This window comes from Pseudomonas sp. GW821-FHT02A08, from assembly GCF_059422045.1.
Genome location: NZ_JBWKWD010000003.1, coordinates 51,443 through 75,439, shown reverse-complemented (window position 1 = coordinate 75,439; position 23,997 = coordinate 51,443). Strand labels below are relative to the sequence as shown.

The window sequence follows — 23,997 nt, the reverse complement described above, 5'->3', positions numbered from 1 at the left end:
GACGTCTTCGCGAGCAAGCCCGCTCCCACAGTAAATTTTCAGCGACCAACGATTTTGTGTCCGGCAAGATCCAGTGTGGGAGCGGGCTTGCTCGCGAAGAGGGCCTTATGGACGATAGATATGCGCATGCCCCGCGCGATACAGCGACGATTCACTAAAATGCTCACTGCCCAGCACCCGACCCACCAGAATCAACGCCGTACGGCGAAAGCCCTTGGCTTCAACCTTCCCGGCAATATCCTCGAGCGTGCCCACCACCCAATCCTGATCCGGCCAGCTTGCGCGGTGAACCACTGCAATCGGGCAATCGGCGCCGTAATGGGGCAGCAGTTCCTCAACGATCTTCGCCAGGTGATTGACCCCCAAATGAATCGCCATGGTCGCGCCGTGTTGCGCCAGGCTGGAGAACTCCTCTCCGGGAGGCATGGCGGTCTTGTCGGCGTAGCGGGTCAGGATCACGCTCTGCGAAATGTCCGGCAGGGTCAGCTCCGCGCCCAAGAGCGCCGCACAAGCGGCTGTAGCGGTCACGCCAGGGACGATTTCGAATGCAATGCCAAGCTCACGCAGATAGCGAATCTGCTCGCCAATGGCGCCATACAGGCTCGGATCGCCGGAGTGCACCCGGGCCACATCCTGGCCTTTGGCGTGGGCGCTCTTGATCAGGTCGATGATCTGTTCCAGGTGCAGTTCGGCGCTGTTGACCACTTGTTCGGCACAGTGACCTTCCAGTACGGCGGCCGGTACCAGGGAGCCGGCATAAATGATCACCGGGCAGCTGCGAATCAGCCGCTGGCCCTTGACGGTAATCAGTTCGGGGTCGCCGGGACCTGCGCCAATGAAGTAGACGGTCATGGTCGGTTCCTGTGGGGAAATAGAGGCTGAACAGGGCTTCAGATGAAGAATGTTCATGATCAAAGGCGGGGATTATCGGTTTTTTACGCAGCGCCGGCCAATGCCAGGGTTGCCTGAGCGTATTTTTGTCGTGGAATCAGCAGTTTTGCCGGGCCCTGGGCCAGTTGTTCCGCCAGGGCCAGTGCGGCGCTTTCCGCCACGCCGTAGCAACCGGTGCGTTCAAACGCTATTTGCGATTGATGGCTGAGTTGCGGCTCATAAGCGGCCAGTTGTTCACTGCTGAAATACTTCAATTCCAGTCCAAGCTGCTGAGCCAGTTCGATCAGTGCAGGTTCGTCGCGCTTCGAATCGATGCTGGCCAGCGCCTTGATTTCATGACGAGCAATCTGGTGCGCCTCCAACGCCTGATCGAGCAGCGCGAGCAACGTGCTGACGGGGCAGCCCCGTTGGCAGCCCAGGCCGACCACCAGGGTCGGCGCTGTGCTGACGTCAGTCATGCGTGGTATTGGCCATCGCTTTTGCGACGGAACAACCAGGCGCTGATAAGGCCCAGGGCCAGCCAGAACGCCACGTTGGTCAGATGCGAAGCGATTTTGAACTGGGTTTCCAACGCCTCTGGAGCAAGCATCGAATGCACTTGCGGTTGCGGCGCGCCAATCACATGGGGAACGGCAAGGATCGCCACACCGAGGACTTTCATCAGCCAGTGACGGCTGAACACGAACAGCGAGATACCGACGGCGGTGGAGGCGGCGGTACCGATCCACCACAGTTGCCGTTGTGCCAGGTCGGCGGCGGCAGTGCCGGGCAATTCAGGTGGCAGGCCGAGGGTCGGCGCGAGCACGAAGGTCGCGTAACCGGCCAGGCCCCAGAGCAGGCCCTGGGAGGTTTTGGTTGGCGCACGCAAGGTGTACAGGCCGGCCAGCATCAGGGCGAAACCGACAGCTACCACCAGGTTGCCGCCGGTGGTGGACAGCACGCGCTGCCAGCCGTCTTCCGGCTCCCAGGCTTGTGCATCGTGAGTGTGGGCAGCCATCGCACCGTCGGCGTGCTCATGCATTTCAACAGCGGCCGGTTCGGATTTTTCGTAGGTCTCGGCCTGCAAAATCAGCGGTGCGACCCAGAAGCTTTGCAGCAGGGTCAGCAACAGGGCGGCCAGCAGCCCGGTGAAACCTGCGGTTTGCGCAATACGCTTGATCATGTCGACAGCTCTCAATGGCACGGGAACGCGGAGCTGTGGCGGGTATCGTGGGCGGCGTTGTGCACCGCTTCGATGTGCGAGAAACCGGCGAAATACACAAGGCTTGCGCCCAGAATCGACGCGCAGACGGCGGCGGTCAGACGTTGGGTCAGGGTTGAGGTGGTGCTCGCGGATGTGTGTTCGGCGCTGCTGATGATCGACATGGCGTATCCCTCTGGTCTGTCAGCGGGGAATAAGAGCGCATGCAAACCCCCGCACGACCAGGCGCGCAGAGGTTCAAACAGCGCCCGCCCACCGCGGGTTTGTTGGTTCAGTGATCGTACTGGTCACTTTGTGTTGCGGGCCGGTCTCCGGGCTCACGAGGGGCAAAGGCTTGGGCCTGAACCTGAAAACATCACCTTCCCATGCCTTGGGGGCACAGTGGATCTGACGCTTCGCTCGCTTACCGTTGCGGGGGCAGCACCGGACTGACATGGCTTAAGAGTAAAGCACATGATTCACCGGTTTCCCGTTTCACCCTGTGAAGGGCACCCGTAACAAGGTGTGTAGGAGAGCATGGGCGGGGGTTGGGCGTCAATTGGCAAGGGTTCTCAACTCGAAACCGAGTCGCTTTCTTCGCGAGCAAGCCCGCTCCCACACTTGACCCTTTTCCCCTGCAAGAACCCGATCAAATGTGGGAGCGGCGGTGCGGCGATCCGACTTGCTCGCGAAGGGCACACCGCAGAAGTCACGTGAACATTGACCCGCCCCAAGACCATGCGTAGCCTTGCGCTCTCGAGGTTCTTCGGTATTTGCCGAAGCTAAGAAGGGAACGCGGTCGATGCCGCGGCTGCCCCCGCAACTGTGAACGGTGATGTTCGTTGCCACGCCACTGCAGGCTCAATCCATGAGGCCGGCGGGAAGGCGCAGCGAATGCCAGGCTCAAGGCCGGCACACCGTCAGCCAGGAGACCTGCCTCGTTACAGATTCTCACTTTCAACCGGGCGGGGTGATCCGGTGGCGAACTCTTCAGGCACGCGACCCCGCGTTGCCGGTCGTCGTCCCGCATGCCCGCCACCTAAGCCATAGGGCATCCGATGAAAACACTGGCCAAACTCCCCGTCACCATCGTCACCGGCTTTCTCGGCTCGGGCAAGACCACGCTGCTGCGGCACATGCTCGACAACGCCCAGGGGCGCCGCATCGCGGTGATCGTCAACGAATTCGGCGAGTTGGGCATCGACGGCGAAATCCTCAAGCAGTGCTCCATCGGTTGCACCGAAGAAGAAGCCAACGGCCGTGTCTATGAGCTGGCCAACGGCTGCCTGTGCTGCACTGTCCAGGAAGAATTCTTCCCGGTGATGCGCGAACTGGTGGCCCGTCGCGGCGATCTGGACCACATTCTGATCGAAACCTCCGGTCTGGCCCTGCCCAAGCCGCTGGTGCAAGCCTTCCAGTGGCCGGAAATCCGCAGCGCCTGCACGGTGGACGCGGTGATCACCGTGGTCGACAGCCCGGCCGTGGCCGCCGGCACCTTTGCCGCGTTCCCGGATCAAGTCGACGCCCAACGCAAGCTCGACCCGAACCTGGACCACGAATCGCCACTGCACGAACTGTTCGCCGACCAACTGGCCAGCGCCGACCTGGTGATTCTCAACAAAACCGACCTGATCAACCCGGCGGACCTGGCCCGTGTACGCCTGGAAGTCGCCGAGGAATTGCCGCCAGCGGTGAAAATCGTCGAAGCCAGTAGCGGTCGCCTGCCGCTGGACGTGCTGATCGGCCTGGGTGCAGGCTCCGAAGAGCACATCGACAGCCGTCACAGCCACCACGACCATCACCACGATGGCGACGACGATCATGATGACCACGATCACGATGCCTTCGATTCGATCTCCATCGAACTGCCGCAAGCCGACGAAAGCCTGCTGCTGGATGCGCTGACCCAATTGGTGGTCCAGCACGGCATCCTGCGGGTCAAGGGTTTTGCGGCAATCCCGAACAAACCGATGCGCTTGCTGATCCAGGGCGTGGGCACGCGTTTTGATAAGCACTTCGACCGCCAGTGGGGCGCCGAAGAAGCACGCGTAACCCGCCTGGTGCTGATCGGCCAGGAACTGGACGCCACTGTTCTCGAAGCGCAATTGCGCGCCGCGCTCAGCGTGTAAACCATGCACCTGCTCAGGACCCAGCCCGGCGGTTTCGTGTCGGAAGACAACATTGCCGACCTTGGACAAACCCCCGCCGAGCTGGTGGTCCTGTGCAGCGGCGATTCCAGCCTGGCGCTGCTTGCCGAAGCGGCGCAGCAATTGCCCGACGATTACCCGAGCGTGCGCCTGGCCAACCCGATGCAGGTGCAGAACCATGCCTCGGTCGATTTGTACGTCGATGAAGTGCTGCGTCACGCCAGGGTGATCCTGATTTCGCTGCACGGCGGCATCGCCTATTGGCGTTACGGCATCGAGCGCCTGGTGGAGCTGTCGCAGCGCGGCGTGCAGGTGATTCTGGTGCCGGGCGATGATCGCCCGGACCCGGAGCTCAGCGACCTGAGCACCGTCGGTGCCGAGGATCGCGACCGGCTCTGGCAGTTTCTGCGCCAGGGTGGCATGGGCAACGCCCTCGATTTCTTCCGCTGCCTGGCTAACCGCTGGCTGGTCCGTGATTACACTTGGGGCGAGCCGCAAACCCTGCCGCGCACGGCGGTTTACCATCCGCACAAACACTCCGCCGCGCTGAGCGACTGGCAGGCCGACTGGCACGCCGATCAACCGGTGGCGGCGGTGCTGTTCTACCGCTCGCATTTGCAGGCGGCGAACACCGCGTTCATTGATGTTTTTTGCCAACGATTGCAGGCGGCGGGGTTGAATCCATTGCCGATTGCGCTGGCCAGCCTGAAAGAACCCGGTTGTCTTTGCGTGGTCGAGGACTGGCTGGACGAGGCCAACGTCTCGGTGATTTTGAACACCACCGGCTTCGCCCAATCCAGTCCGGAAGCACCCCATCTGCGCCCGTTTCGCCGCAATATTCCGGTGATCCAGGCGATTTGCGCCCAAGACAACGAGCCCGGTTGGCGCGCCAGCGAACAGGGGCTTGGCCCCCGTGACCTGGCGATGCACATAGCCTTGCCTGAACTGGACGGACGCATCATCAGCCGCCCGATCAGTTTCAAGGACCTGGCGTGGCGCAGTGAGCGCAGTCAGTCGGATGTGGTGTGTTACCGGCCGCAAACGGAGCGCATGGATTTCGTGGCCGAACTGGCGCGGCGATGGGTCGATCTGGCGCGGGTACCCAATGCTGATAAACGCATTGCGTTGATTCTCGCCAATTACCCGACCCGCGACGGTCGCATCGGTAACGGCGTCGGCCTGGATACCCCGGCAACCGCGCTGAATATCCTGCGGGCACTGCATGCCGAAGGTTATCCATTACCGGCCGAGTTGCCGGACAGCGGCACCGCGCTGATCCAGCAGTTGCTGGGCGGCGTCAGCAACGACCTCGAGACCCTCGACCTGCGTCCGTGCCAGCAAAGCCTGGGGATGGATGACTATCTGGCGATGTTCAATGCCCTGCCCGAAGCCAACCGCACGGCGGTGCTTGAACGTTGGGGCGCACCGCAGAGCGACCCGATGTGTCGCAGCGGGCGGATGATGATCGCCGGCCTGCGTTTTGGCCTGATCTTCGTCGGCATTCAGCCGGCCCGGGGTTATCAGGTCGACCCGAGCGCGGTGTATCACGACCCGGACCTGGTGCCGCCCCACGGCTACCTGGCGTTCTACTTCTGGCTGCGCAACACCTACGGCGCCCACGGCGTGATCCACGTCGGCAAACACGGCAACCTCGAATGGCTGCCGGGCAAAGGTGTCGGGCTTTCGGAACACTGCTGGCCAGATGCTTTGCTCGGGCCGCTGCCGAACATCTATCCGTTCATCGTCAACGACCCGGGCGAGGGCGCCCAGGCCAAGCGGCGCACCCAGGCGGTGATCATCGATCACCTGATGCCACCGCTGACCCGCGCCGAAACCTACGGCCCGCTGCGCAACCTCGAACTGTTGGCCGACGAGTATTACGAGGCGCAACTGCTGGATCCGCGTCGTGCCCGAGAGTTGCAGCGCGACATCCTGCAACTGGTGCGTGACACCCACATCGACCGTGAACTGCAACTGGACGAACAGCTCGACAGCGATGCCGACGCGGCGATCTGGTTGCCGCGGCTCGACACTTACCTGTGCGACTTGAAAGAGTCGCAGATCCGCGATGGTCTGCATGTATTCGGCGAATCGCCCGCCGGGCGCTTGCGCATCGATACCTTGCTGGCGTTGTTGCGCATTCCACGGGGCGATGGGCGGGGCGCGCAGTCGAGTCTGCTGCGGGCCCTGGCCAAGGCTTTCGGTCTGGGCTTCGACCCACTGGATTGCACGCTGGCCGAACCCTGGGCCGGGCCGCGTCCCGAACCACTTTTGCTTATCAGTAACGAGACCTGGCGTACGGCGGGCGATACCCGCGAGCGCCTGGAACTGTTTGCCGCGCAGTTGATTTCGGACGCGTTGAATAACCCTTGTGGGAGCGGGCTTGCTCGCGAATCGGTCGAGCATTCAACATTGATGTCGATTGACCCACCGCTTTCGCGAGCAAGCCCGCTCCCACAAGGGGCAGGCTGGAATGAAGTGCAGGCCATCATCGATGGTTTGCGCGAAGTAGTTGCCCCGCGCCTGGACGCCTGCGGCCCAGCGGAAATGCGCGGTCTGCTCGACGCCCTCAGCGGTCGCTTCGTCCCGGCCGGCCCCAGCGGCGCGCCCAGCCGTGGTCGCCTGGACGTGCTGCCCACCGGGCGCAACTTCTATTCGGTGGACGTGCGCAACCTGCCGACCACCACGGCGTGGCGCATCGGGTTCCAGTCGGCCAACCTGATTCTGGAGCGGCACCTGCAAGACCACGGCGATCATTTGCGCCAGCTCGGTCTGTCGGTGTGGGGCACCGCGACCATGCGCACCGGCGGCGATGACATCGCCCAAGCGATGGCGCTGATGGGCGTGCGTCCGGTGTGGGCCACCGGCAGCCAGCGGGTCGATGATTTCGAGATTCTGCCGTTGAGTCTGCTTGACCGTCCGCGGGTCGACGTGACCTTGCGTGTGTCCGGTTTTTTTCGCGATGCCTTTGCCAATCTGATTCGCTTGTTCGACGCGGCGGTGCAAGCGGTGGCCGACCTCGATGAGCCGGACGACCTCAACCCGTTGGCGGCCAAGGTACGCGCCGAGCGTGCAGCCTTGCTGCAGTCAGGGCTCGATGAAGAGGCTGCGCGACGTCAGGCCGGCTGGCGGATATTCGGGGCCAAGCCCGGCGCCTACGGCGCGGGCGTGCAGGGCGCCATCGACGGTCGCCTGTGGCAGAGCCGCGAGGACTTGGCCGAGGTCTACCTCAACTGGGGCGGCTACGCTTACGGCGGTTCCGACGAAGGCACCGCCGCCCGCAAACAATTCAGCCAGCGCCTGAGCCAGGTGCAGGCGGTGCTGCAAAACCAGGATAACCGCGAGCACGATTTGCTTGACTCCAACGATTACTACCAGTTTCAGGGCGGCATGCTCGCGGCGGTGGAAAGTCTGAAAGGCGAGGCAGCGGCCAGCTATCATGGCGACCACAGCCAGCCGGACCTGCCGAAGATTCGTACCCTGAAGGAAGAGCTGAACCGGGTGATCCGCTCCCGGGCGGCCAACCCGAAGTGGCTCGAAGGCGTCAAGCGTCACGGCTACAAAGGTGCGTTCGAAATGGCCGCGACGGTCGACAACCTGTTTGCCTTCGACGCCACCACGCAGTTGATCGACGATCACCAGTACGCGTTGCTGGCCGATGCCTATTTGCTCGACCCAGGCACCCGGGATTTTGTCCGTGAACACAATCCCCATGCCTTGCGCGACATGACCGAGCGCATGCTCGAGGCGCAAAAACGCGGGATGTGGAAAGAGCCCGGCGAGTACCGTGAGGCATTGGAGAATCTGTTGCTGGATATAGAAGAAGACAACTAATCACCGCAAACCCTGTGGGAGCGGGCTTGCCCGCGAAGAGGTCGTGTCAGTCGCCATATAGGTTGGATGAGACATTGTTTTCGCGAGCAAGTCGGATCGCCGCACCGCCGCTCCCACAGGGATACAAGTGTCTAAGACATCACCGACCATGACCGAGATTAAACAATGACCGACACCCCGCATTTCCCGCTCTCCGCCGTGGTCGGCGCCGACGATTTGAAGCTGGCCCTGTACCTGACCGCCATCGACCCGAAAATCGGCGGCGTACTGATCGAAGGCCCGCGAGGCATGGCCAAGTCAACCCTGGCCCGCGGTCTGGCGGACCTGTTGGCCAGCGGTCAGTTCGTCACCTTGCCGCTGGGCGCCACCGAGGAGCGCCTGGTCGGCACCCTTGATCTCGACGCGGCGCTGGGCGAAGGTCGGGCACAGTTTTCTCCCGGCGTGCTGGCCAAGGCCGACGGTGGCGTGCTCTATGTCGACGAGGTCAATCTGTTGCCCGATCACCTCGTTGACCTGCTGCTCGATGTGGCCGCCAGCGGCACCAATCTGGTGGAACGCGACGGCATTTCCCATCGGCACTCGGCGAAGTTCGTGCTGATTGGCACCATGAACCCGGAAGAGGGCGAATTGCGTCCGCAATTGCTGGACCGTTTCGGCCTGAACGTCGCCCTCGGTGGCCATACCGCGCCGGCCGAGCGCGGTCAGATCATCCGCCGTCGCCTGGATTTCGACAGTGATCCGCAAGGTTTTTGCGCCGAATGGGAATCGGCGCAGGCGTCTCTGCGCGAGCGTTGCCAGAACGCACGTAACGCACTGGCAAACATTCCCCTCGATGACCAGGCGCTGGCACAGATTACCGAGCGCTGCTTTGCTTCTGGCGTCGATGGATTGCGCGCCGATCTGGTCTGGCTGCGTGCCGCCCGGGCGCACGCCGCCTGGCGCGGGGCGAGCGCTATCGCCGAGGACGATATCGATGCCGTCGCGGAGTTCGCCTTGCGCCATCGTCGTCGCGAGCATTCGCCACCGCCTCCCGCGCAATCCCAAGCGGCGCAACCCTCTGCGCCGCAGAACGCCAATCCGAGCGAAGGGCAGGGCCAGTGGGGCGAGTTGCCTGCCCAAGCGCTGGCGGTCGGCGCACGACGTGAAGTGCCGAGCTGGCCAAAAAAGCCCTAGGCATTCGTCCTCGCTCAAACGCGGGGGCGAATGCCAGACCCCGTGCCGGGCGGCTGGACCACGGCAAACAGGGCAAGCGTCACGCCGCACGCAATGGCTCGGTCAACTGGCCCGGTACATTGCTCAATGGTCGGCCGCGTCAGCGCGACGATCTGTTGTTTCACCTGCGCACTCGTTCGCCCCATGAACTGTGGCTGGTGATCGTGGATGCCTCCGCATCGACCCGCCGTCATCAGGCATTAAGCGATGCCAAGGGCTTGCTGGCGCAGTTGTTCGACGATGCCTATCGTCAGCGCGCGCGACTGGCGTTGCTCACGGCCAGCGGTGCTGCACCCAAGTGGCAGGTGCAGGGGTTGAAGGCTTCGACGGGGTTGCGCCATTGGCTCGACGGCCTGGGTGCCGGTGGCGGCACGCCGCTGCTGGCGGCATTGAGCGAAGCAGGGCAGTGGCTTGCCGCACGGCAGAAACGTTTTCCGGCAGAGCAGCAGCGCTTGTTGCTGGTGACCGATGGCCGGCTCAAGGACTGGCCGTTGTTGCCCGTGCTGGAGTGCCCGGGGTTGCTGATCGACATCGAGCGCGGACCGATCAGGCTCGGGCGCAGCCGGGTGTTGGCGGCGCAGTTGCAGGCCGAGTATCGGCATATTGACGAGCTGATTCCGGGCTGAGATCTGTTTTGCCTGTACTGGCCCCTTCGCGGGCAAGCCCGCTCCCACATTTGGAATGCGTTCCGCCCTGTGGGAGCGGGCTTGCCCGCGAAGGCGGTGGATCAGTCAACATCAATACCGGATTACTTGCCCATCGCCTGCCGATACTGCCGGGTGCGCTTGCCAATGTATAACCGGTCGAGAATCAACGCCCACAACGCCGAAACTTCAGGTCGGGTTTTGCGCCCACGGCTCAAGCGATGCAGCTGGAACTTGACCACCGCCATGCTCGCCAGTGCCGCCAGGGGCTTGCGCTTCCAGCGGATCGGCGGCAGTTGCGGATGACTGTCCTGGCCTTCGCGCCAGTGCTTGACCAGGTGCGGTTCCACGGCCAGCGCAGTGCCGATGCCGGCCATGGCGATGCCGCTGTCGAGAACCTGTTCGACGATTGCCAAACGCCGGATCCCACCGGTCACCATCACCGGCATCCGCGCCACGCTGGCCAATTCGCCGGCCATTTCCAGAAAGTACGCCTCACGTGCCAGGGTCCGGCCGTCGCGGGCTTCGCCTTGCATGGCCGGTGCTTCGTAACTGCCGCCGGAGAGCTCCAGCAGATCGATCGGTAGTTCGTTGAGCCACTGGATTACTTGCCGTGCATCATCGGCATCGAAACCTCCGCGCTGGAAATCCGCCGAGTTGAGCTTTACTGACACACAAAATTGCGGCGACACAACCTTGCGAACCGCCTCGACGACGGACAACAGCAGGCGCGCACGATTTTCCAGGGTGCCGCCCCATTGATCGGTGCGCCGATTGGTGAGCGGCGAAAGAAACTGGCTGATCAGGTAGCCGTGGGCGGCGTGGATCTGCACGCCGGTAAAACCGGCTTTCTCGGCCAGTGCGGCGCTGGTGGCGAAGCGTCGGATCACCTCCTGGATGTCGTCTTCGCTCATGGGCTTGGGTTCGGCGAACATCTTCGAGAACTGGCCCAGATCCAGAGCAACCGTCGACGGCGCCAGAGTTTGCTGGCCAAGGTTGGCCATGGTCTGGCGGCCAGGGTGGTTGAGCTGCACCCAGAAATGCGCACCGCCAGCCCGGCCGACGCTGGCCCACTGGCGGAAGCGCTCCAGATGGCGTTCGTCTTCCAGCGCTACGCCGCCGGGGCCGGTCATGGCGCGGCGGTCGATCATCACATTGCCGGTCAGCAACAAACCGGCTTCGCCTTCGGCCCAGGCCTGATAGAGGCGAAACAGCGCCTGGTCGGGCACCTGATCGGTGTTGGCGAGGTTCTCTTCCATGGCGGCTTTGGCAATGCGATTGCCGATGGTCTGGCCGTTGGGCAAATTCAAGATCTGGAAGGGTGACATGCTTGACTCCTCGAAGTGATGAGTAGAGGCTAAGCTTAAAGTTAACTTTAATGTCAAGCAGGAAAATGAGGGCGCAATGAAAATTGGCGAATTGGCGCAGTTGAGCGGGCTGACCGCATCGCGCATCCGTTTTTACGAGTCTCAGGGGTTGATCCGGCAGGTCGAGCGTTCTTCCAACGGGTATCGGCGTTACTCGCAACAGGCACTGCAAACCCTGCAACTCATCCAGTGTGCGCAGCAGGCCGGTTTCAGCCTGGAGGAGCTCAAGCAATTGCTGCCGGATAATGTGACGGGCGCGTTCAAGCACGATGAGTTGATGGCCGGCCTCCATCGCAAGATCGAGCAGATCGAAGAGATGCAACGGCACCTGGCCCATAGCAAGGCGCAGTTGCTGGAATGGATCGACACCATTGAGGCCCGACCCGAAGGCATGACCTGCGACGAAAATGCCGAGCGGGTGATGACGTCATTCAAGCACTGATTGCGAGGACATCGGTTCAGAGCACAAGGGTTGCCCGGCAGCGCTGACGGTGAATGCCGATGCCGATGGAGCAGGGCTGTGCATTGGCGCAGCCCGTTTGAGAACCAGATACCCGCCCTTTGTAGCCAACGGTAGCGGTTACGGTGCCGGGTGATTCGTAACGTTTTTAACTGTTTTTACGCATCCCTCTGATTCAAAACAAATTTCATTCCCCCTCACATTCCCTCCACATCTTGTGGCACACTTTCTGCTGTCTATTCCGTTGTTACATACCATATTCCGGTATAGCGGAATGCACATTACCCTGGAGTGCTTGCCATGCATCGCCGACCTTCCTTGTTCAAAGCATGTGTTTTTCTGTTCGCGGCTTCTGCCACTGCCATGGGCGTGGCCCAGGCGGCGGACAGTAAGCTCGATAGCGTTCTGGCCCGCGGCAAACTGATTGTGGGCACCGGCAGCACCAACGCGCCGTGGCACTTCCAGGGCGCGGATGGCAAGTTGCAGGGTTTCGATATCGATATCGCCCGAATGGTCGCCAAAGGGTTGTTCAACGACCCGAGCAAGGTCGAGTTCGTGGTGCAGTCGTCCGACGCGCGTATCCCCAACCTGCTGACCGACAAGGTCGACATGAGTTGCCAGTTCATCACCGTGACCGCCAGCCGTGCCCAGCAAGTGGCGTTCACCCTGCCGTACTACCGCGAAGGCGTCGGCCTGCTGTTGCCGGCCAACAGCAAGTACAAGGAAATCGACGACATGAAAGCCGCCGGCGATGGCCTGACCGTGGCGGTGCTGCAAAACGTCTATGCCGAAGAGTTGGTGCATCAGGCGCTGCCCAAGGCCAAGGTCGATCAGTACGACAGCGTTGACCTTATGTATCAGGCCGTGAACTCCGGTCGTGCCGACGCGGCAGCCACCGACCAGTCTTCGGTCAAATACCTGATGGTGCAGAACGCCGGCCGCTATCGCAGCCCGGCTTACGCCTGGAGCCCGCAAACCTACGCCTGCGCGGTCAAGCGCGGCGATCAGGACTGGCTGAACTTCGTCAACACTACCCTGCATGAAGCCATGACCGGCGTTGAGTTCCCGACTTACGCGGCATCGTTCAAGCAATGGTTCGGCGTAGACCTGCCGACTCCCACGATTGGTTTCCCTGTCGAATTCAAATGATCCCGTGAGAGCGGGGCGGTGATGAATCGCCCCGTTCAGGTACTGCTGACCATGAACTATCAGTTGAACTTTGCCGCCGTGTGGCGCGATTTCGACACCTTGCTGGCGGGGCTCGTCATGGGCCTTGAACTGGCCCTGGTGTCGATCGCCATCGGCTGCGTGATCGGCCTGATGATGGCGTTTGCTTTGCTGTCGAAGCATCGCGCATTGCGGGTACTGGCGTCTGTGTATGTCACGGTGATCCGCAACACGCCGATCCTGGTGTTGATCTTGTTGATCTACTTTGCGTTGCCGAGCCTGGGGATCCGGCTGGACAAGATCCCGTCGTTCATCATCACCCTGTCGTTGTATGCCGGGGCGTACCTGACCGAAGTGTTCCGTGGCGGTTTGCTGAGCATTCCCAAGGGCCTGCGTGAAGCCGGTTTGGCCATTGGCCTGGGCGAGTGGCAGGTCAAGGCCTACGTTACCGTGCCGGTGATGCTGCGCAATGTATTGCCGGCGCTGTCGAACAACTTCATTTCGCTGTTCAAGGACACCTCGCTGGCGGCCGCGATTGCCGTACCGGAGCTGACCTATTACGCGCGCAAGATCAATGTCGAGAGCTACCGGGTGATTGAAACCTGGCTGGTGACCACGGCGCTCTATGTGGCGGCCTGTTACCTCATTGCCATGATGCTGCGTTACCTCGAACAGCGTCTGGCGATTCGCCGATAGGAGGCCCCCATGTACGAATCCCCCAGTTGGTTGCATGAGTTGTGGGTGGCGCGCGAACCCCTGTGGCAGGGCTTTCTGACCAGTGTCCAGGTGTCGGTGCTGGCGATTTTGCTTGGCACGCTGGTTGGTGTCGTCGCCGGACTGGTACTGACCTACGGCAAGTTCTGGATGCGCGCGCCGTTTCGTTTTTATGTCGATGTGATACGCGGCACGCCGGTGTTCGTGCTGGTGCTGGCGTGCTTCTACATGGCGCCGGCACTCGGCTGGCAGATCAGCGCCTTCCAGGCCGGCGCGCTGGGTTTGACGCTGTTCTGCGGCTCCCACGTTGCCGAGATCGTGCGCGGTGCGTTGCAGGCATTGCCGAACGGGCAGATGGAGGCGAGCAAGGCCATCGGCCTGACGTTCTACCAGGCTCTCGGTTACGTGCTGTTGCCCCAGGCGTTGCGACAGATCCTGCCGACCTGGGTCAACTCGTCCACCGAGATCGTCAAGGCCTCGACCCTGTTGTCGGTGATCGGCGTGGCCGAGCTGCTGCTCAGCACCCAGCAGATCATCGCCCGGACGTTCATGACCCTGGAGTTTTACCTGTTCGCCGGTTTCCTGTTCTTCGTCATCAACTACGGCATCGAGTTACTCGGCCGGCACATTGAAAAGCGGGTGGCTTTGCCATGACTCAGACTCAAACCAATGCACAAAACGGCCAACCGTTGCTGGACATTCGCGGCCTGCGCAAGCGTTACGACCAGCTCGAAGTGCTCAAGGGCGTCGACCTGAGCATGCAGCGCGGCAACGTGGTGACGCTGATCGGCTCCAGTGGTTCGGGCAAGACCACGCTGCTGCGCTGCGTGAACATGCTTGAAGAGTTCCAGGGCGGGCAGATCCTGCTCGACGGTGAATCCATCGGTTATGACGAGGTCAATGGCAAACGCATTCGCCACCCGGAAAAAGTCATTGCCCGCCATCGCGCCATGACCGGCATGGCGTTCCAGCAGTTCAACCTGTTCCCGCACCTGAGCGCATTGCAGAACGTCACCCTGGGCTTGCTCAAGGTCAAGAAGCTGCACAAGGACGAGGCCGTGGCCCTGGCCGAGAAATGGCTGGAGCGCGTTGGCCTGCTGGAACGGCGCGATCACTTTCCCGGTCAATTGTCTGGCGGTCAGCAGCAGCGCGTGGCGATCGCCCGGGCGATTGCGATGAACCCGAGCCTGATGTTGTTCGACGAAGTGACCTCGGCGCTGGACCCGGAACTGGTGGGCGAAGTGTTGAGCGTGATCAAGGGCCTGGCCGAAGACGGCATGACCATGCTGCTGGTGACCCACGAAATGCGTTTTGCCTTCGAGGTCTCGGACAAGATCGTCTTCATGAATCAGGGACGTATCGAAGAGCAGGGGCCGCCCAAGGACCTGTTCGAACGCCCGCAATCGCCACGACTGGCAGAATTTCTCAAAAGCACCCGTTTTTGATCCTTCAATTTTCAATCAGGAGAAACACTCATGAGCATTACTCGTTACGGCACCGGCAGCACCGCCGCTGGCGGTCAGCCTCGCCCTTTCGCCCGCGCTGTTGAAGCCGATGGCTGGCTGCACGTTTCCGGGCAGGTGCCGGCGGTGGACGGCGAGATCATTACTGGCGGTATTGTCGAACAGACCCACCAGGCCATGAAAAACCTGATCGCGATTCTCCAAGAGGCAGGTTATGGCCTGGAAGACGTGGTGCGTGCTGGTGTATGGCTGGAGGATCCGCGGGATTTCACCAGTTTCAACAAAGTCTTTTCCGAGTACTTCAAGCCCGAGCACGCCCCGGCGCGGGCCTGTGTGCAGGCGAACATGATGGTCGACTGCAAGGTCGAGATCGATTGCATCGCGTACAAGAAAAAGGCCTGAGATTTGCGGTGAATTCTTCGCGAGCAAGCCCGCTCCCACAGGGGAGTGCATTCCAAATGTGGGAGCGGCGGTGCAACGATTCGACTTGCTCGCGAAGGCGACCTTACGGCCAGCATGGCGCTCTGGGTAAACTCCCAGCGACTTTGAATGGGAACCACTGAAATGACCGAAGACACCATCAAGCGCCGGGCACGCGGTCTGGACCGGGCGTTCGATATCCTCGATTTCCTCAAGGAAATCGGCCAGCCCCTGCGCCCGAACGACATCGCCAACGGCATCGGAAGCCCCAAATCCACAGTCTACGAACTGGTGGCCTCGCTGCTGGAGCGACGGATCCTGGAGCCGGTGGGCAAGGACGGTCACGTCTACCTCGGTCGTCAGTTGTACTTTCTCGGCCAGGCGCATTTGCGCCATTTCGACCTCACCCGCGAGGCCGATCACGCCTTGCAGGAAATCGTCAGCCAGACCCGTGAAACCGCGCAGATGTGCCTGCTCAACGGGCGCAAATACACCGTTGCGCTGATGAAAGAGGGGGAGCGGCATTTTCGCATTTCCTCGGACATCGGCGAAAACGCGCCCATCCCCTGGACCGCATCCGGGCGCCTGTTGCTGGCGCACCTGAGCGACCAGGCAATCGTCGACCTGATCGACCACGACGACTTCATCCTGCCCGATGGCGAACGCTTGCCTCTGGAGCAGTTCCTCAAGGAAATCCGTCAGGCCGGTATCGATGGATTCTTTTCCTTCGATAGCGTCGCCGACACCTTTACCCATTGCTTCGCCGCGCCGGTCAAAGACCCCAACGGCGTGGCCATCGCGACCCTGTGTATCGTCGCCCCACGGGCCGATGCCAAGAATAACTACAACGACTACCGCCGGGTGCTGATCGAAAGCGCCAACAGCCTGGCCCGTCGCATCAACGAATAACAGCGGCTGCCTGCGGCCGCGTGAACGAGGAGTTCGACCATGTCTTCTGCCCCCCATACTGCCAACGTCGACAAAGGCGCTGCCCCGATCGGTGCCAACCTGGTGCGTGACGTCAGCCTGCCCGCGTTGGTACTGCACCGCGAGGCGCTGGAACACAACATCCGCTGGATGCAGGCGTTCGTCAGCAACAGCGGTGCGGAACTGGCGCCCCATGGCAAGACCAGCATGACCCCGGCGTTGTTCCGTCGCCAACTGGAAGCCGGTGCCTGGGGCATCACCCTGGCCAGCGCCACCCAAACCCGCGCGGCCTACGCCCATGGCGTACGCCGGGTGCTGATGGCCAACCAGTTGGTCGGCATGCCGAACATGGCATTGATCGCCGACCTGCTGGCCGACCCGACGTTCGACTTCTATTGCATGGTCGATCACCCGGACAACGTCGCCGACCTCGGTGCCTACTTCGCCTCCCGTGGCGTGCGCCTGAACGTGATGATCGAATACGGCGTGGTCGGCGGGCGTTGCGGTTGCCGCAGCGAACAGGAAGTGCTCGACCTGGCCAAGGCCATCGCCGCGCAACCGGCCCTGGCCCTGACCGGAATCGAGGGCTACGAAGGCGTGATCCATGGCGATCACGCCGTGACCGGCATTCGTGATTTCGCCGCGTCACTGGTGCGTCTGGCGGTGCAGTTGCAGGACAGCGGTGCCTTCGCCATAGCCAAGCCGATCATCACCGCGTCGGGTTCGGCCTGGTATGACCTGATTGCCGAGTCCTTCGAAGCACAGAACGCTGCCGGGCGTTTCCTCAGCGTGCTGCGTCCCGGCAGTTACGTGGCCCATGACCATGGCATCTACAAGGAAGCGCAGTGCTGCGTGCTCGACCGTCGCAGCGACCTGCACGAAGGCTTGCGTCCGGCGCTGGAAGTGTGGGCGCACGTGCAGTCGTTGCCGGAACCAGGGTTTGCGGTGATTGCCCTGGGCAAGCGCGACGTGGCCTACGACGCCGGTTTGCCGGTGCCGTTGCTGCGTTACAAGGCGGGCGCGGTACCAGCCAAAGGCGATGATGTGAGCACCTGCAAAGTGACCGCGGTGATGGACCAGCATGCGTTCATGTCCGTGGCGCCGGGGGTTGATCTGCGGGTGGGCGACATCATCTCGTTTGGTACTTCGCACCCGTGCCTGACGTTCGACAAGTGGCGTGTTGGCTGTCTGGTAGATGAGCAACTGAATGTCATCGAGACCATGGAAACCTGTTTCTAAGGCTGAAGACCGAGGTGCGGCTTTCGCGAGCAAGCCCGCTCCCACAGGGGAACGCGTTCCAAATGTGGGAGCGGGCTTGCCCGCGAAGAGGCCCGCCCAGACAACAAAGAAACACCAGAGACCCCACAACAATGAACACCATCAGCACCCTGGGCCCCAACATTCCACGCATCGCCCTGATCGGCGAGTGCATGATCGAGTTGCAGCATCGCGCCGACGGCAGCCTGCAACAGAGCTTCGGTGGCGACACCTTGAATACGGCCGTGTACTTGTCCCGGGAACTGGGAACGGACGGCTCCGTGGACTACGTCACCGCCCTGGGCGATGACAGTTTCAGCGACGCGATGTGCCAGAGTTGGGCGGCGGAAAATATCGGCCTCGAAATGGTCCAGCGCCTGCCCGGACGCCTGCCGGGTTTGTATTGCATCCAGACGGACGCCGCCGGTGAGCGACGCTTTCTGTACTGGCGCAACGAGGCCGCAGCACGCGATTGCTTCACCACCCCGGCCGCCGTGCCGATCCTCGCCGCGCTGCCGGATTACGACGTGCTGTACTTCAGCGGCATCACCCTGGCGGTACTGGGCGTGCAAGGCCGGGAAAAACTGCTGGAAACCCTGATCGAAGCCCGTCAGCGCGATGCGCGGATCGTGTTCGACAACAACTACCGGCCACGGCTGTGGGCATCGGTCGAGGACGCACAAGCGGCGTATCGCAGCGTACTGCCGCATGTCGACATGGCATTGCTGACGGTGGATGACGAACAGGCTTTGTTTGGTTATGCCGATTGTGACGCGGTGTTTGCCGCGTATGAGCAGGTCGGTACGCCGGAAGTGGTGCTCAAGCGCGGCGCCCAAGCGTGCCTGATTCGTTGTGATGGCGAGTCATTCGAGGTGCCGGCGAAAAAGGTCGAGCGGGTGGTGGACACCACGGCGGCGGGAGATTCGTTCAGCGCGGCGTATCTGGCTTCGCGGCTCAAGGGCGGCAGCCCGGTGGATGCCGCCGAGGCCGGGCATCGGTTGGCGAGCCGGGTGATTCAGGTGCCGGGGGCGCTGATCCCGAAGTAAGCGCTCAATGGCCGCTTGCTGCGCAATCGGTTCGCGGGCAAGCCCGCTCCCACAGTGTTTGGTGGTGTGGCTGCAATCTGTGGCAACTCACAAATCCCTGTGGGAGCGGGCTTGCCCGCGAAGAGGCCCGAAAGCCAAATGCATCAGTCCCGGTAGAACACCTGCACCAAGTGATACCCGAACTTGCTCTTGATCGGTCCATGCACCACTCTCAGCGGTTTCTTGAAGATCACCGCATCGATCACACCCACCAACTGCCCCGGCCGCACTTCACCGAGGTCGCCGCCGCGCTTGCCCGATGGGCAGGTCGAATACTTCTTGGCCAGCACATCGAACGCTTCGCCCTTGGCGATGCGTTGTTTGAGCTGCTCGGCTTCTTCCGAGGTTTTTACCAGAATATGGCGGGCTTGAGCTTTCATGGGGCGGTTACCTTGCAACGATACTGGCTATGTGGGTGGCAGCGGGGGGGCGCGCGATTATGCCTCAACTCAGTCCGGTTGACCGATCATAGTGCGAATCTTGTTGGCCAGCAGGTCGATGGAAAACGGCTTGGCCACCATATCCATGCCTTCTTCGAGGAAACCCTGGCGTTCGGCGGCGATCTCGGCGTATCCGGTCATGAACAGCACTTTCAGTTCGGGACGATGCTGGCGGGCGATTTCCGCCAGTTGGCGGCCGTTCATGCCCGGCAAGCCGACGTCGGTCACCAGCAGGTCCACCCGCAGGTCCGACTCCAGCAGCGGCAGGGCGCCCTTGGCATCTTCGGCTTCATGGGCGCGGTAACCGAGCTCCTTGAGCAGGTCCAGTACCAGCATGCGCACGGCCGCATCGTCCTCCACCAACATCACGGTTTCGCCGGCAATCGCCGCCGGTGCCTCGCCGACTATGGGCGAGAGGACTGTTTCCGGCTCGGTCGAATGCAGGCGCGGCAGGTACAAGCGCACGCTGGTACCCCTCCCGGGCAGGCTGAACAGACTGACGTGGCCCCCCGTTTGCTGGGCAAAACCGTAAATCATCGACAAGCCCAGACCGGTGCCCTGGCCGATGGGCTTGGTGGTGAAGAACGGGTCGAATGCCTTGGACAGCACTGTGGGCGTCATGCCGGTGCCGTTGTCACTGACGGCAATCATCACGTAGTCGCCGGCCTTGACCGGTTCCAGGGTGGTGATGTCGCTACCGTCGAGGTACAGGTTGGCGGTTTCGATCTGCAGCTCGCCGCCATCGGGCATGGCGTCCCGGGCATTGATCACCAGGTTGAGCAAGGCGTTTTCCAGCTGGCTGACATCGGTACTGACCCGCCAGATGTCCTCGGCCAGTTGCAGTTTGAGTTCGATGTGGTCGCCCTTGGTACGCCTGAACAAGTCTTCGAGCGAATGAATCAACTCGTTGGGGTTCAGCGGCTTGCGGTTGAGCGACTGACGCCGGGAGAACGCCAGCAAGCGATGGGTGAGGGCGGCGGCACGGTTGGCCGAGGACACGGCCGCCTCGGTGAACCTGCCTATCTCGCTGGTGCGGCCGTCGGCAATGTAGCGTTGCATCAGGTCGAGGCTGCCGATGATGCCGGTGAGCATGTTGTTGAAGTCATGGGCGATGCCGCCGGTAAGCTGGCCGACCGCTTCCATTTTCTGTGCATGACGCAGGGCGTCTTCGGCACGTTCGCGTTCGAACATCTCGTTTTGCAGGCGCTCGTTGGCTTCGGCGAGTTGGTGGGTGCGGGCGGCAACCCGCTCTTCAAGGGTTTCGTTGAGGTTGCGCAGGGCTTCTTCGGTCTTTTTGCGTTCGGTTTCGTCGATCACGAAGATGTAGAAACCGTTCACCGCGCCATCCGCGCCGTGGCGTGGCAGGTAGTTCATCAAGGCCTGGCGGACGCTGCCGTCGCGGTGTGGCGTACTGATGCTGAAGCAGCAGGGCCGGCCGGACAGTGCCTCAGTGATGTACGGGGCGCGCAGCGCGTAAGCCTCTTCGCCAATCACTTCAAGAATGGTTCGCCCGTAAAGCTCTTGCGGCGTCAGCCCGTACCAGTCCAGGTACGCCGCATTGTTCAGGCGAAAGCGTTCTTCGCGGTCGACGTAGCTGATCAGGACCGGCATGGCGTTGATGATCAGTTGCAGCTCGGTCTGGCTCTGGCGCAGGGCCTGCTCGGTGTGTTTGCGTTCGGTCAGGTCCAGGGCGGCGCCGAGGAAGCGCATCGGCCGGCCGTGGTGGTCCTTGTAGCAGCGACCGCGGGCAAACACCCAGCGCATCTGGCCGTCGGTTTGCAGCAGGCGATATTCCTCGGCGTATTCGGTGCCGTGGGTAATGCAATGCTTGATGCTGCGGGCGATCAGGGCGCGGTCTTCGGGGTGTACGCCGTGCAGGTATTCACTGATAGGCAACTGACTGGCCATGACCGGGTCGATGCCGTGCAACTGGGCAAAATGCGCATCGGCGATGAAACGGTCCTCGCTGATGTCCCAGTCCCAGGTGCCGACCGCATCGGTGGCGGCGAGGGCCAGTTGCAGGCGCTCCTCGGTTTCACGCTGGGCCTTGAGGCTGGCCGCCGAGCGCTGTTCGAGTTCCAGGGCGATGCGCCGGCGTTCGTTGGTTTCGATGGCGGTGACCAGAATCCCGGCCACCTCGGCACCTTCATCGCGGATCGGGCTGTAGGTCAGATCGAGCCAGACGTCAGACTCCCGGCCCCCGCGTTGCAGGGTAAAGCGCTGCTCGCTGTAGGTTCGAACCTGACCTTGCAGGACGGCGATGTAGATCGGGTCGGTAAAGTCCTGCAGCTCTGGCCAGATCAGGTGGGTCGGTTGACCAAAGGCATGTGGATGCTTGCTTCCGGCGAGCAGGGCGAAGCCGTCGTTGTAGATCTGCGTCAGTTGCGGGCCCCATAGAAGAAGCATCGGCATCGGTGAGTGAATGACGATGTCCACGGCGGTTCGCAGGCTTTGTGGCCAAGTGCTGGCAGCGCCCAGCGGGCTGCTTGCCCAGTCGATGCGGGCGATCAAGGCCTGGGCTTCGCTGGCGGTTGGTGTTGCGTTCATCCGGGTGTCCTGCGCCAATTCGCTATAGCTGGCGTCTATTCTTGCACAGGTGTCAGACGCAGGTTGATTCGAAGGCTTGAGCGGTTACTGTGGGAGCGGGCTTGCTCGCGAAGAGGGCGTGTCAGTCGACATCTTCGTTGGCTGACCTGCCGCCTTCGCGGGCAAGTCGAATCGTCGCACCGCCGCTCCCACAGGTTTTTGCGGTGGTTCAAGACTGGAGTTCGGGCCTGTTTCGGTACTGTTCCAGCGCTTCGGGATTGGCCAGGGCATCGGTGTTTTTCACTTTCTGCCCGTGCACCACATTGCGTACCGCCAACTCAACGACCTTTCCGCTGATGGTCCGGGGAATGTCGGTGACCGCGACAATCTTCGCCGGCACATGGCGGGGCGTGGTGTTGGCGCGAATTGTCTCGCGGATCTGCTGTTGCAGTGCTTCGTCCAGTTCGAGCCCGTCGCGCAAGCGTACGAACAGCACCACTCGCACGTCATCCTGCCACTGCTGACCGATGGCCACACTGTCGAGCACCTGGGGGACTTTCTCCACCTGACGATAGATTTCCGCCGTGCCGATGCGTACGCCGCCGGGGTTGAGCACGGCATCGGAGCGACCGTGGATCATCATCGCGCCATGGGGCCGTTGTTCGGCGTAATCACCTTGGGCCCAGACGCCAGGGAACAGGCTGAAATAGGATTTGCGCAGTTTTTCGCCATCGGGATCGTTCCACAGGCCAATGGGCATCGCCGGGAAGTGCCGGGTGCAGACCAGTTCGCCTTTTTCGCCGATCACCGGGTGGCCTTCGTCGTTCCACACTTCCACGGCCATGCCCAGGCTCTTGCCCATGATTTCGCCGCGCCGCACGGGCGACATCGGATTGCCGTTGACGAAGCACGAGACAATGTCGGTGCCGCCGGACATCGAGGCCAGGCACGCGTCAGCCTTGAAGTCGCGATAGACGTAATCGTAACTGTGGGGCGACAGTGCCGAGCCGGTGCAAAGCAACATCTTGAGGCTGCTCAGGTCATGACTTTCACGGGGCTTGATACCGTTGCTTTCCAGGGTCGCGAGGTATTTGGGGCTGGTGCCGAAGACGGTGATGCGTTCGTCGTCGATCAGGTCGATCAAGCGTTGCGGTTCGGGGTGGAACGGCGAGCCGTCGTAAAGCACCACGGAGCTGCCTGTCGCCAGCGCCGACACCAGCCAGTTCCACATCATCCAGCCACAGGTGGTGTAGTAGAACAGCCGTTCACCGGGGCCGAGATCACCATGCAGTCCGTGTTCCTTGACGTGTTGCAGTAACACGCCGCCGGTGCTGTGGATGATGCATTTGGGCACGCCGGTGGTGCCGCTGGAATAGAGGATGTACAGCGGATGGGCGAAGGGCACCGGGACGAAATCCGGTTCGCCGCCGGATTCGTAGAAATCGTCCCAAAGCGTCACGTTGGCCTGGGTGTGGAATTCTTCGATGTGTGCGTGTGGACGTGCGTAAGGCACGACGATCAGCTGTTGCAGCGAAGGCAAGCGCTCAAGGATCTCGTTGACCTTGGCGGTCTGGTCGATCTCCTTGCCGGCATAGCGGTAGCCGGCGCAGGTCACCAGCACTTTCGGTTCGATCTGGCCGAAACGGTCAACCACCCCCTGGGTGCCGAAGTCCGGCGAAGAGCAGGACCAGATAGCGCCAAGGCTGGTGGTGGCGAGCATGGCCACCAGGGTCTGCCAGGTGTTGGGCATGCAGGCGGCGACCCGGTCACCCACACCGACGCCGGCGGCGATCAAGCCATTCTGAAAACCGGCGACCTGTTCGGCCAGTTCGGCCCAGGTCAAGTGTTCACGTTGGCCGTTTTCGCCGACGGCTACCACGGCGATCGCATCGTCACGACGTTGTAGCAGGTGTTCGGCGAAGTTCAGCGTTGCGCCGGGGAACCACTGGGCGCTGGGCATCTCAGTGCCTTCAAGCAGCACTGCATCGGGTTGTTCGTGGAAGCGGATGTCGAAGAAGTCGACGATGGCCTGCCAGAAGTCTGGGCGTTGATCGATGGACCACTGGTGCAGGGAAGGGTAGTCGTCGATCTTGAGGTGATGCCGCTGATTGACGAAGCGCCGGAAGGCCTCCATGCGCGTCTTGCCGATGCGTTTGGCGTCAGGTTGCCAGAGGATGTCGGACATGGTTTGCCTCTTCTTATGTCTTTAGATCCATTCGCGGGCAAGCCCGCTCCCACAGGGGATCGCATTTCCATGTGGGAG

The 23,997-nt window shown here is 62.0% G+C and carries 21 protein-coding genes and 2 riboswitches; of the genes, 13 read left to right on the top strand and 8 right to left on the bottom strand.

All coding sequences use genetic code 11. The features are described 5' to 3' along the window. Window positions 1–105: 105 nt before the first annotated feature. The 4 genes from cobM to AC07W4_RS03610 all read right to left on the bottom strand — a co-directional run bounded on the left by cobM (window position 106) and on the right by AC07W4_RS03610 (window position 2,256). Window positions 106–852, bottom strand: coding sequence for a precorrin-4 C(11)-methyltransferase (gene cobM / locus AC07W4_RS03625; RefSeq protein ID WP_495031516.1), 747 nt, complete (start codon window positions 850–852; stop codon window positions 106–108). A gap of 83 nt (window positions 853–935) precedes the next feature. Beyond that, window positions 936–1,349 carry a cobalamin biosynthesis protein gene (locus AC07W4_RS03620; RefSeq protein ID WP_008052018.1) on the bottom strand — a complete coding sequence of 138 codons (414 nt, stop codon included), beginning with the start codon at window positions 1,347–1,349 and terminating at the stop codon, window positions 936–938. Then, a complete protein-coding gene (locus AC07W4_RS03615; protein ID WP_495031515.1) occupies window positions 1,346–2,053 on the bottom strand; it encodes a CbtA family protein in 708 nt (235 codons plus the stop codon). Before AC07W4_RS03615 ends, AC07W4_RS03620 begins: the two co-directional genes overlap by 4 nt. An 11-nt stretch (window positions 2,054–2,064) precedes the next feature. Next, entirely contained in the window at window positions 2,065–2,256 is a 192-nt protein-coding gene (locus AC07W4_RS03610) for a CbtB domain-containing protein (protein ID WP_008052016.1), read from the bottom strand. Between the two features lie 121 nt (window positions 2,257–2,377). Continuing rightward, a riboswitch (cobalamin riboswitch) is annotated at window positions 2,378–2,603 on the bottom strand. A gap of 210 nt (window positions 2,604–2,813) precedes the next feature. Beyond that, window positions 2,814–3,026, top strand: a riboswitch (cobalamin riboswitch). A 103-nt stretch (window positions 3,027–3,129) separates the two neighbouring features. On the opposite strand from AC07W4_RS03610, the gene cobW reads away from it, so the two are divergent. The 4 genes from cobW (at window position 3,130) to AC07W4_RS03590 (ending at window position 9,890) form a co-directional block, all read left to right on the top strand. Further along, entirely contained in the window at window positions 3,130–4,200 is a 1,071-nt protein-coding gene (cobW, locus tag AC07W4_RS03605; RefSeq protein ID WP_317850351.1) for a cobalamin biosynthesis protein CobW, read from the top strand. A gap of 3 nt (window positions 4,201–4,203) precedes the next feature. Then, entirely contained in the window at window positions 4,204–8,052 is a 3,849-nt protein-coding gene (gene cobN / locus AC07W4_RS03600) for a cobaltochelatase subunit CobN (RefSeq protein WP_495031514.1), read from the top strand. A gap of 165 nt (window positions 8,053–8,217) precedes the next feature. Continuing rightward, window positions 8,218–9,225, top strand: coding sequence for a magnesium chelatase ATPase subunit I (locus AC07W4_RS03595; protein ID WP_495031513.1), 1,008 nt, complete (start codon window positions 8,218–8,220; stop codon window positions 9,223–9,225). Between the two features lie 119 nt (window positions 9,226–9,344). Then, entirely contained in the window at window positions 9,345–9,890 is a 546-nt protein-coding gene (locus tag AC07W4_RS03590) for a vWA domain-containing protein (RefSeq protein ID WP_495031512.1), read from the top strand. A gap of 122 nt (window positions 9,891–10,012) precedes the next feature. Here AC07W4_RS03590 and AC07W4_RS03585 read toward each other — a convergent pair whose 3' ends face one another. Continuing rightward, on the bottom strand, window positions 10,013–11,236 hold the full coding sequence (locus AC07W4_RS03585; protein WP_495031511.1) for an NADH:flavin oxidoreductase/NADH oxidase family protein: 1,224 nt from the start codon (window positions 11,234–11,236) through the stop codon (window positions 10,013–10,015). Between the two features lie 76 nt (window positions 11,237–11,312). Here AC07W4_RS03585 and AC07W4_RS03580 point away from each other — a divergent pair, with 76 nt between their 5' ends. The 9 genes from AC07W4_RS03580 (at window position 11,313) to AC07W4_RS03540 (ending at window position 18,729) form a co-directional block, all read left to right on the top strand. Next, complete coding sequence (locus AC07W4_RS03580) at window positions 11,313–11,717, top strand: MerR family transcriptional regulator (RefSeq protein WP_495031510.1); 405 nt, start codon at window positions 11,313–11,315, stop codon at window positions 11,715–11,717. A gap of 318 nt (window positions 11,718–12,035) precedes the next feature. Next, a complete protein-coding gene (locus AC07W4_RS03575; RefSeq protein WP_495031509.1) occupies window positions 12,036–12,884 on the top strand; it encodes a transporter substrate-binding protein in 849 nt (282 codons plus the stop codon). 51 nt (window positions 12,885–12,935) lie between these two features. Continuing rightward, on the top strand, window positions 12,936–13,598 hold the full coding sequence (locus AC07W4_RS03570) for an amino acid ABC transporter permease (RefSeq protein WP_495031623.1): 663 nt from the start codon (window positions 12,936–12,938) through the stop codon (window positions 13,596–13,598). Window positions 13,599–13,607: 9 nt separating this feature from the next. Next, a complete protein-coding gene (locus AC07W4_RS03565) occupies window positions 13,608–14,270 on the top strand; it encodes an amino acid ABC transporter permease (RefSeq protein ID WP_008052002.1) in 663 nt (220 codons plus the stop codon). Next, window positions 14,267–15,061, top strand: a complete 795-nt coding sequence (locus AC07W4_RS03560) for an amino acid ABC transporter ATP-binding protein (protein WP_495031508.1) — start codon at window positions 14,267–14,269, stop codon at window positions 15,059–15,061. The genes AC07W4_RS03565 and AC07W4_RS03560 overlap by 4 nt, the downstream gene beginning before the upstream one ends. Before the next feature lie 30 nt (window positions 15,062–15,091). Then, complete coding sequence (locus tag AC07W4_RS03555; RefSeq protein ID WP_495031507.1) at window positions 15,092–15,481, top strand: RidA family protein; 390 nt, start codon at window positions 15,092–15,094, stop codon at window positions 15,479–15,481. Window positions 15,482–15,643: 162 nt separating this feature from the next. Beyond that, a complete protein-coding gene (locus tag AC07W4_RS03550; RefSeq protein WP_495031506.1) occupies window positions 15,644–16,408 on the top strand; it encodes an IclR family transcriptional regulator in 765 nt (254 codons plus the stop codon). Between the two features lie 39 nt (window positions 16,409–16,447). Continuing rightward, entirely contained in the window at window positions 16,448–17,665 is a 1,218-nt protein-coding gene (locus tag AC07W4_RS03545) for an amino acid deaminase (RefSeq protein WP_495031505.1), read from the top strand. A gap of 131 nt (window positions 17,666–17,796) precedes the next feature. After that, window positions 17,797–18,729, top strand: coding sequence for a sugar kinase (locus tag AC07W4_RS03540; RefSeq protein ID WP_495031504.1), 933 nt, complete (start codon window positions 17,797–17,799; stop codon window positions 18,727–18,729). 143 nt (window positions 18,730–18,872) lie between these two features. On the opposite strand, the gene AC07W4_RS03535 is transcribed toward AC07W4_RS03540, so the two are convergent. From AC07W4_RS03535 to AC07W4_RS03525, 3 genes are all read right to left on the bottom strand, one after another. Next, window positions 18,873–19,148, bottom strand: a complete 276-nt coding sequence (locus AC07W4_RS03535; protein ID WP_008051995.1) for a peptidylprolyl isomerase — start codon at window positions 19,146–19,148, stop codon at window positions 18,873–18,875. 69 nt (window positions 19,149–19,217) lie between these two features. Then, window positions 19,218–21,755 (bottom strand): PAS domain-containing hybrid sensor histidine kinase/response regulator, encoded by a 2,538-nt coding sequence (locus AC07W4_RS03530; RefSeq protein WP_495031503.1) that lies wholly within the window; start codon window positions 21,753–21,755, stop codon window positions 19,218–19,220. 208 nt (window positions 21,756–21,963) lie between these two features. After that, on the bottom strand, window positions 21,964–23,919 hold the full coding sequence (locus tag AC07W4_RS03525; protein ID WP_495031502.1) for an acetoacetate--CoA ligase: 1,956 nt from the start codon (window positions 23,917–23,919) through the stop codon (window positions 21,964–21,966). Between the last annotated feature and the right edge of the window lie 78 nt (window positions 23,920–23,997).

Excerpts from the sequence above, each read along its gene's own strand:
- AC07W4_RS03560 (WP_495031508.1), top strand. The coding sequence starts at position 14,267 with ATGACTCAGACTCAAACCAATGCACAAAACGGCCAACCGTTGCTGGAC.
- AC07W4_RS03610 (WP_008052016.1), bottom strand. The coding sequence starts at position 2,256 with ATGTCGATCATCAGCAGCGCCGAACACACATCCGCGAGCACCACCTCA.
- cobW (WP_317850351.1), top strand. The coding sequence starts at position 3,130 with ATGAAAACACTGGCCAAACTCCCCGTCACCATCGTCACCGGCTTTCTC.
- AC07W4_RS03570 (WP_495031623.1), top strand. The coding sequence starts at position 12,936 with ATGAACTATCAGTTGAACTTTGCCGCCGTGTGGCGCGATTTCGACACC.
- AC07W4_RS03525 (WP_495031502.1), bottom strand. The coding sequence starts at position 23,919 with ATGTCCGACATCCTCTGGCAACCTGACGCCAAACGCATCGGCAAGACG.
- AC07W4_RS03550 (WP_495031506.1), top strand. The coding sequence starts at position 15,644 with ATGACCGAAGACACCATCAAGCGCCGGGCACGCGGTCTGGACCGGGCG.
- AC07W4_RS03530 (WP_495031503.1), bottom strand. The coding sequence starts at position 21,755 with ATGAACGCAACACCAACCGCCAGCGAAGCCCAGGCCTTGATCGCCCGC.
- AC07W4_RS03555 (WP_495031507.1), top strand. The coding sequence starts at position 15,092 with ATGAGCATTACTCGTTACGGCACCGGCAGCACCGCCGCTGGCGGTCAG.
- AC07W4_RS03545 (WP_495031505.1), top strand. The coding sequence starts at position 16,448 with ATGTCTTCTGCCCCCCATACTGCCAACGTCGACAAAGGCGCTGCCCCG.
- cobM (WP_495031516.1), bottom strand. The coding sequence starts at position 852 with ATGACCGTCTACTTCATTGGCGCAGGTCCCGGCGACCCCGAACTGATT.
- AC07W4_RS03580 (WP_495031510.1), top strand. The coding sequence starts at position 11,313 with ATGAAAATTGGCGAATTGGCGCAGTTGAGCGGGCTGACCGCATCGCGC.
- cobN (WP_495031514.1), top strand. The coding sequence starts at position 4,204 with ATGCACCTGCTCAGGACCCAGCCCGGCGGTTTCGTGTCGGAAGACAAC.
- AC07W4_RS03540 (WP_495031504.1), top strand. The coding sequence starts at position 17,797 with ATGAACACCATCAGCACCCTGGGCCCCAACATTCCACGCATCGCCCTG.
- AC07W4_RS03595 (WP_495031513.1), top strand. The coding sequence starts at position 8,218 with ATGACCGACACCCCGCATTTCCCGCTCTCCGCCGTGGTCGGCGCCGAC.
- AC07W4_RS03575 (WP_495031509.1), top strand. The coding sequence starts at position 12,036 with ATGCATCGCCGACCTTCCTTGTTCAAAGCATGTGTTTTTCTGTTCGCG.
- AC07W4_RS03585 (WP_495031511.1), bottom strand. The coding sequence starts at position 11,236 with ATGTCACCCTTCCAGATCTTGAATTTGCCCAACGGCCAGACCATCGGC.
- AC07W4_RS03620 (WP_008052018.1), bottom strand. The coding sequence starts at position 1,349 with ATGACTGACGTCAGCACAGCGCCGACCCTGGTGGTCGGCCTGGGCTGC.
- AC07W4_RS03615 (WP_495031515.1), bottom strand. The coding sequence starts at position 2,053 with ATGATCAAGCGTATTGCGCAAACCGCAGGTTTCACCGGGCTGCTGGCC.
- AC07W4_RS03565 (WP_008052002.1), top strand. The coding sequence starts at position 13,608 with ATGTACGAATCCCCCAGTTGGTTGCATGAGTTGTGGGTGGCGCGCGAA.
- AC07W4_RS03535 (WP_008051995.1), bottom strand. The coding sequence starts at position 19,148 with ATGAAAGCTCAAGCCCGCCATATTCTGGTAAAAACCTCGGAAGAAGCC.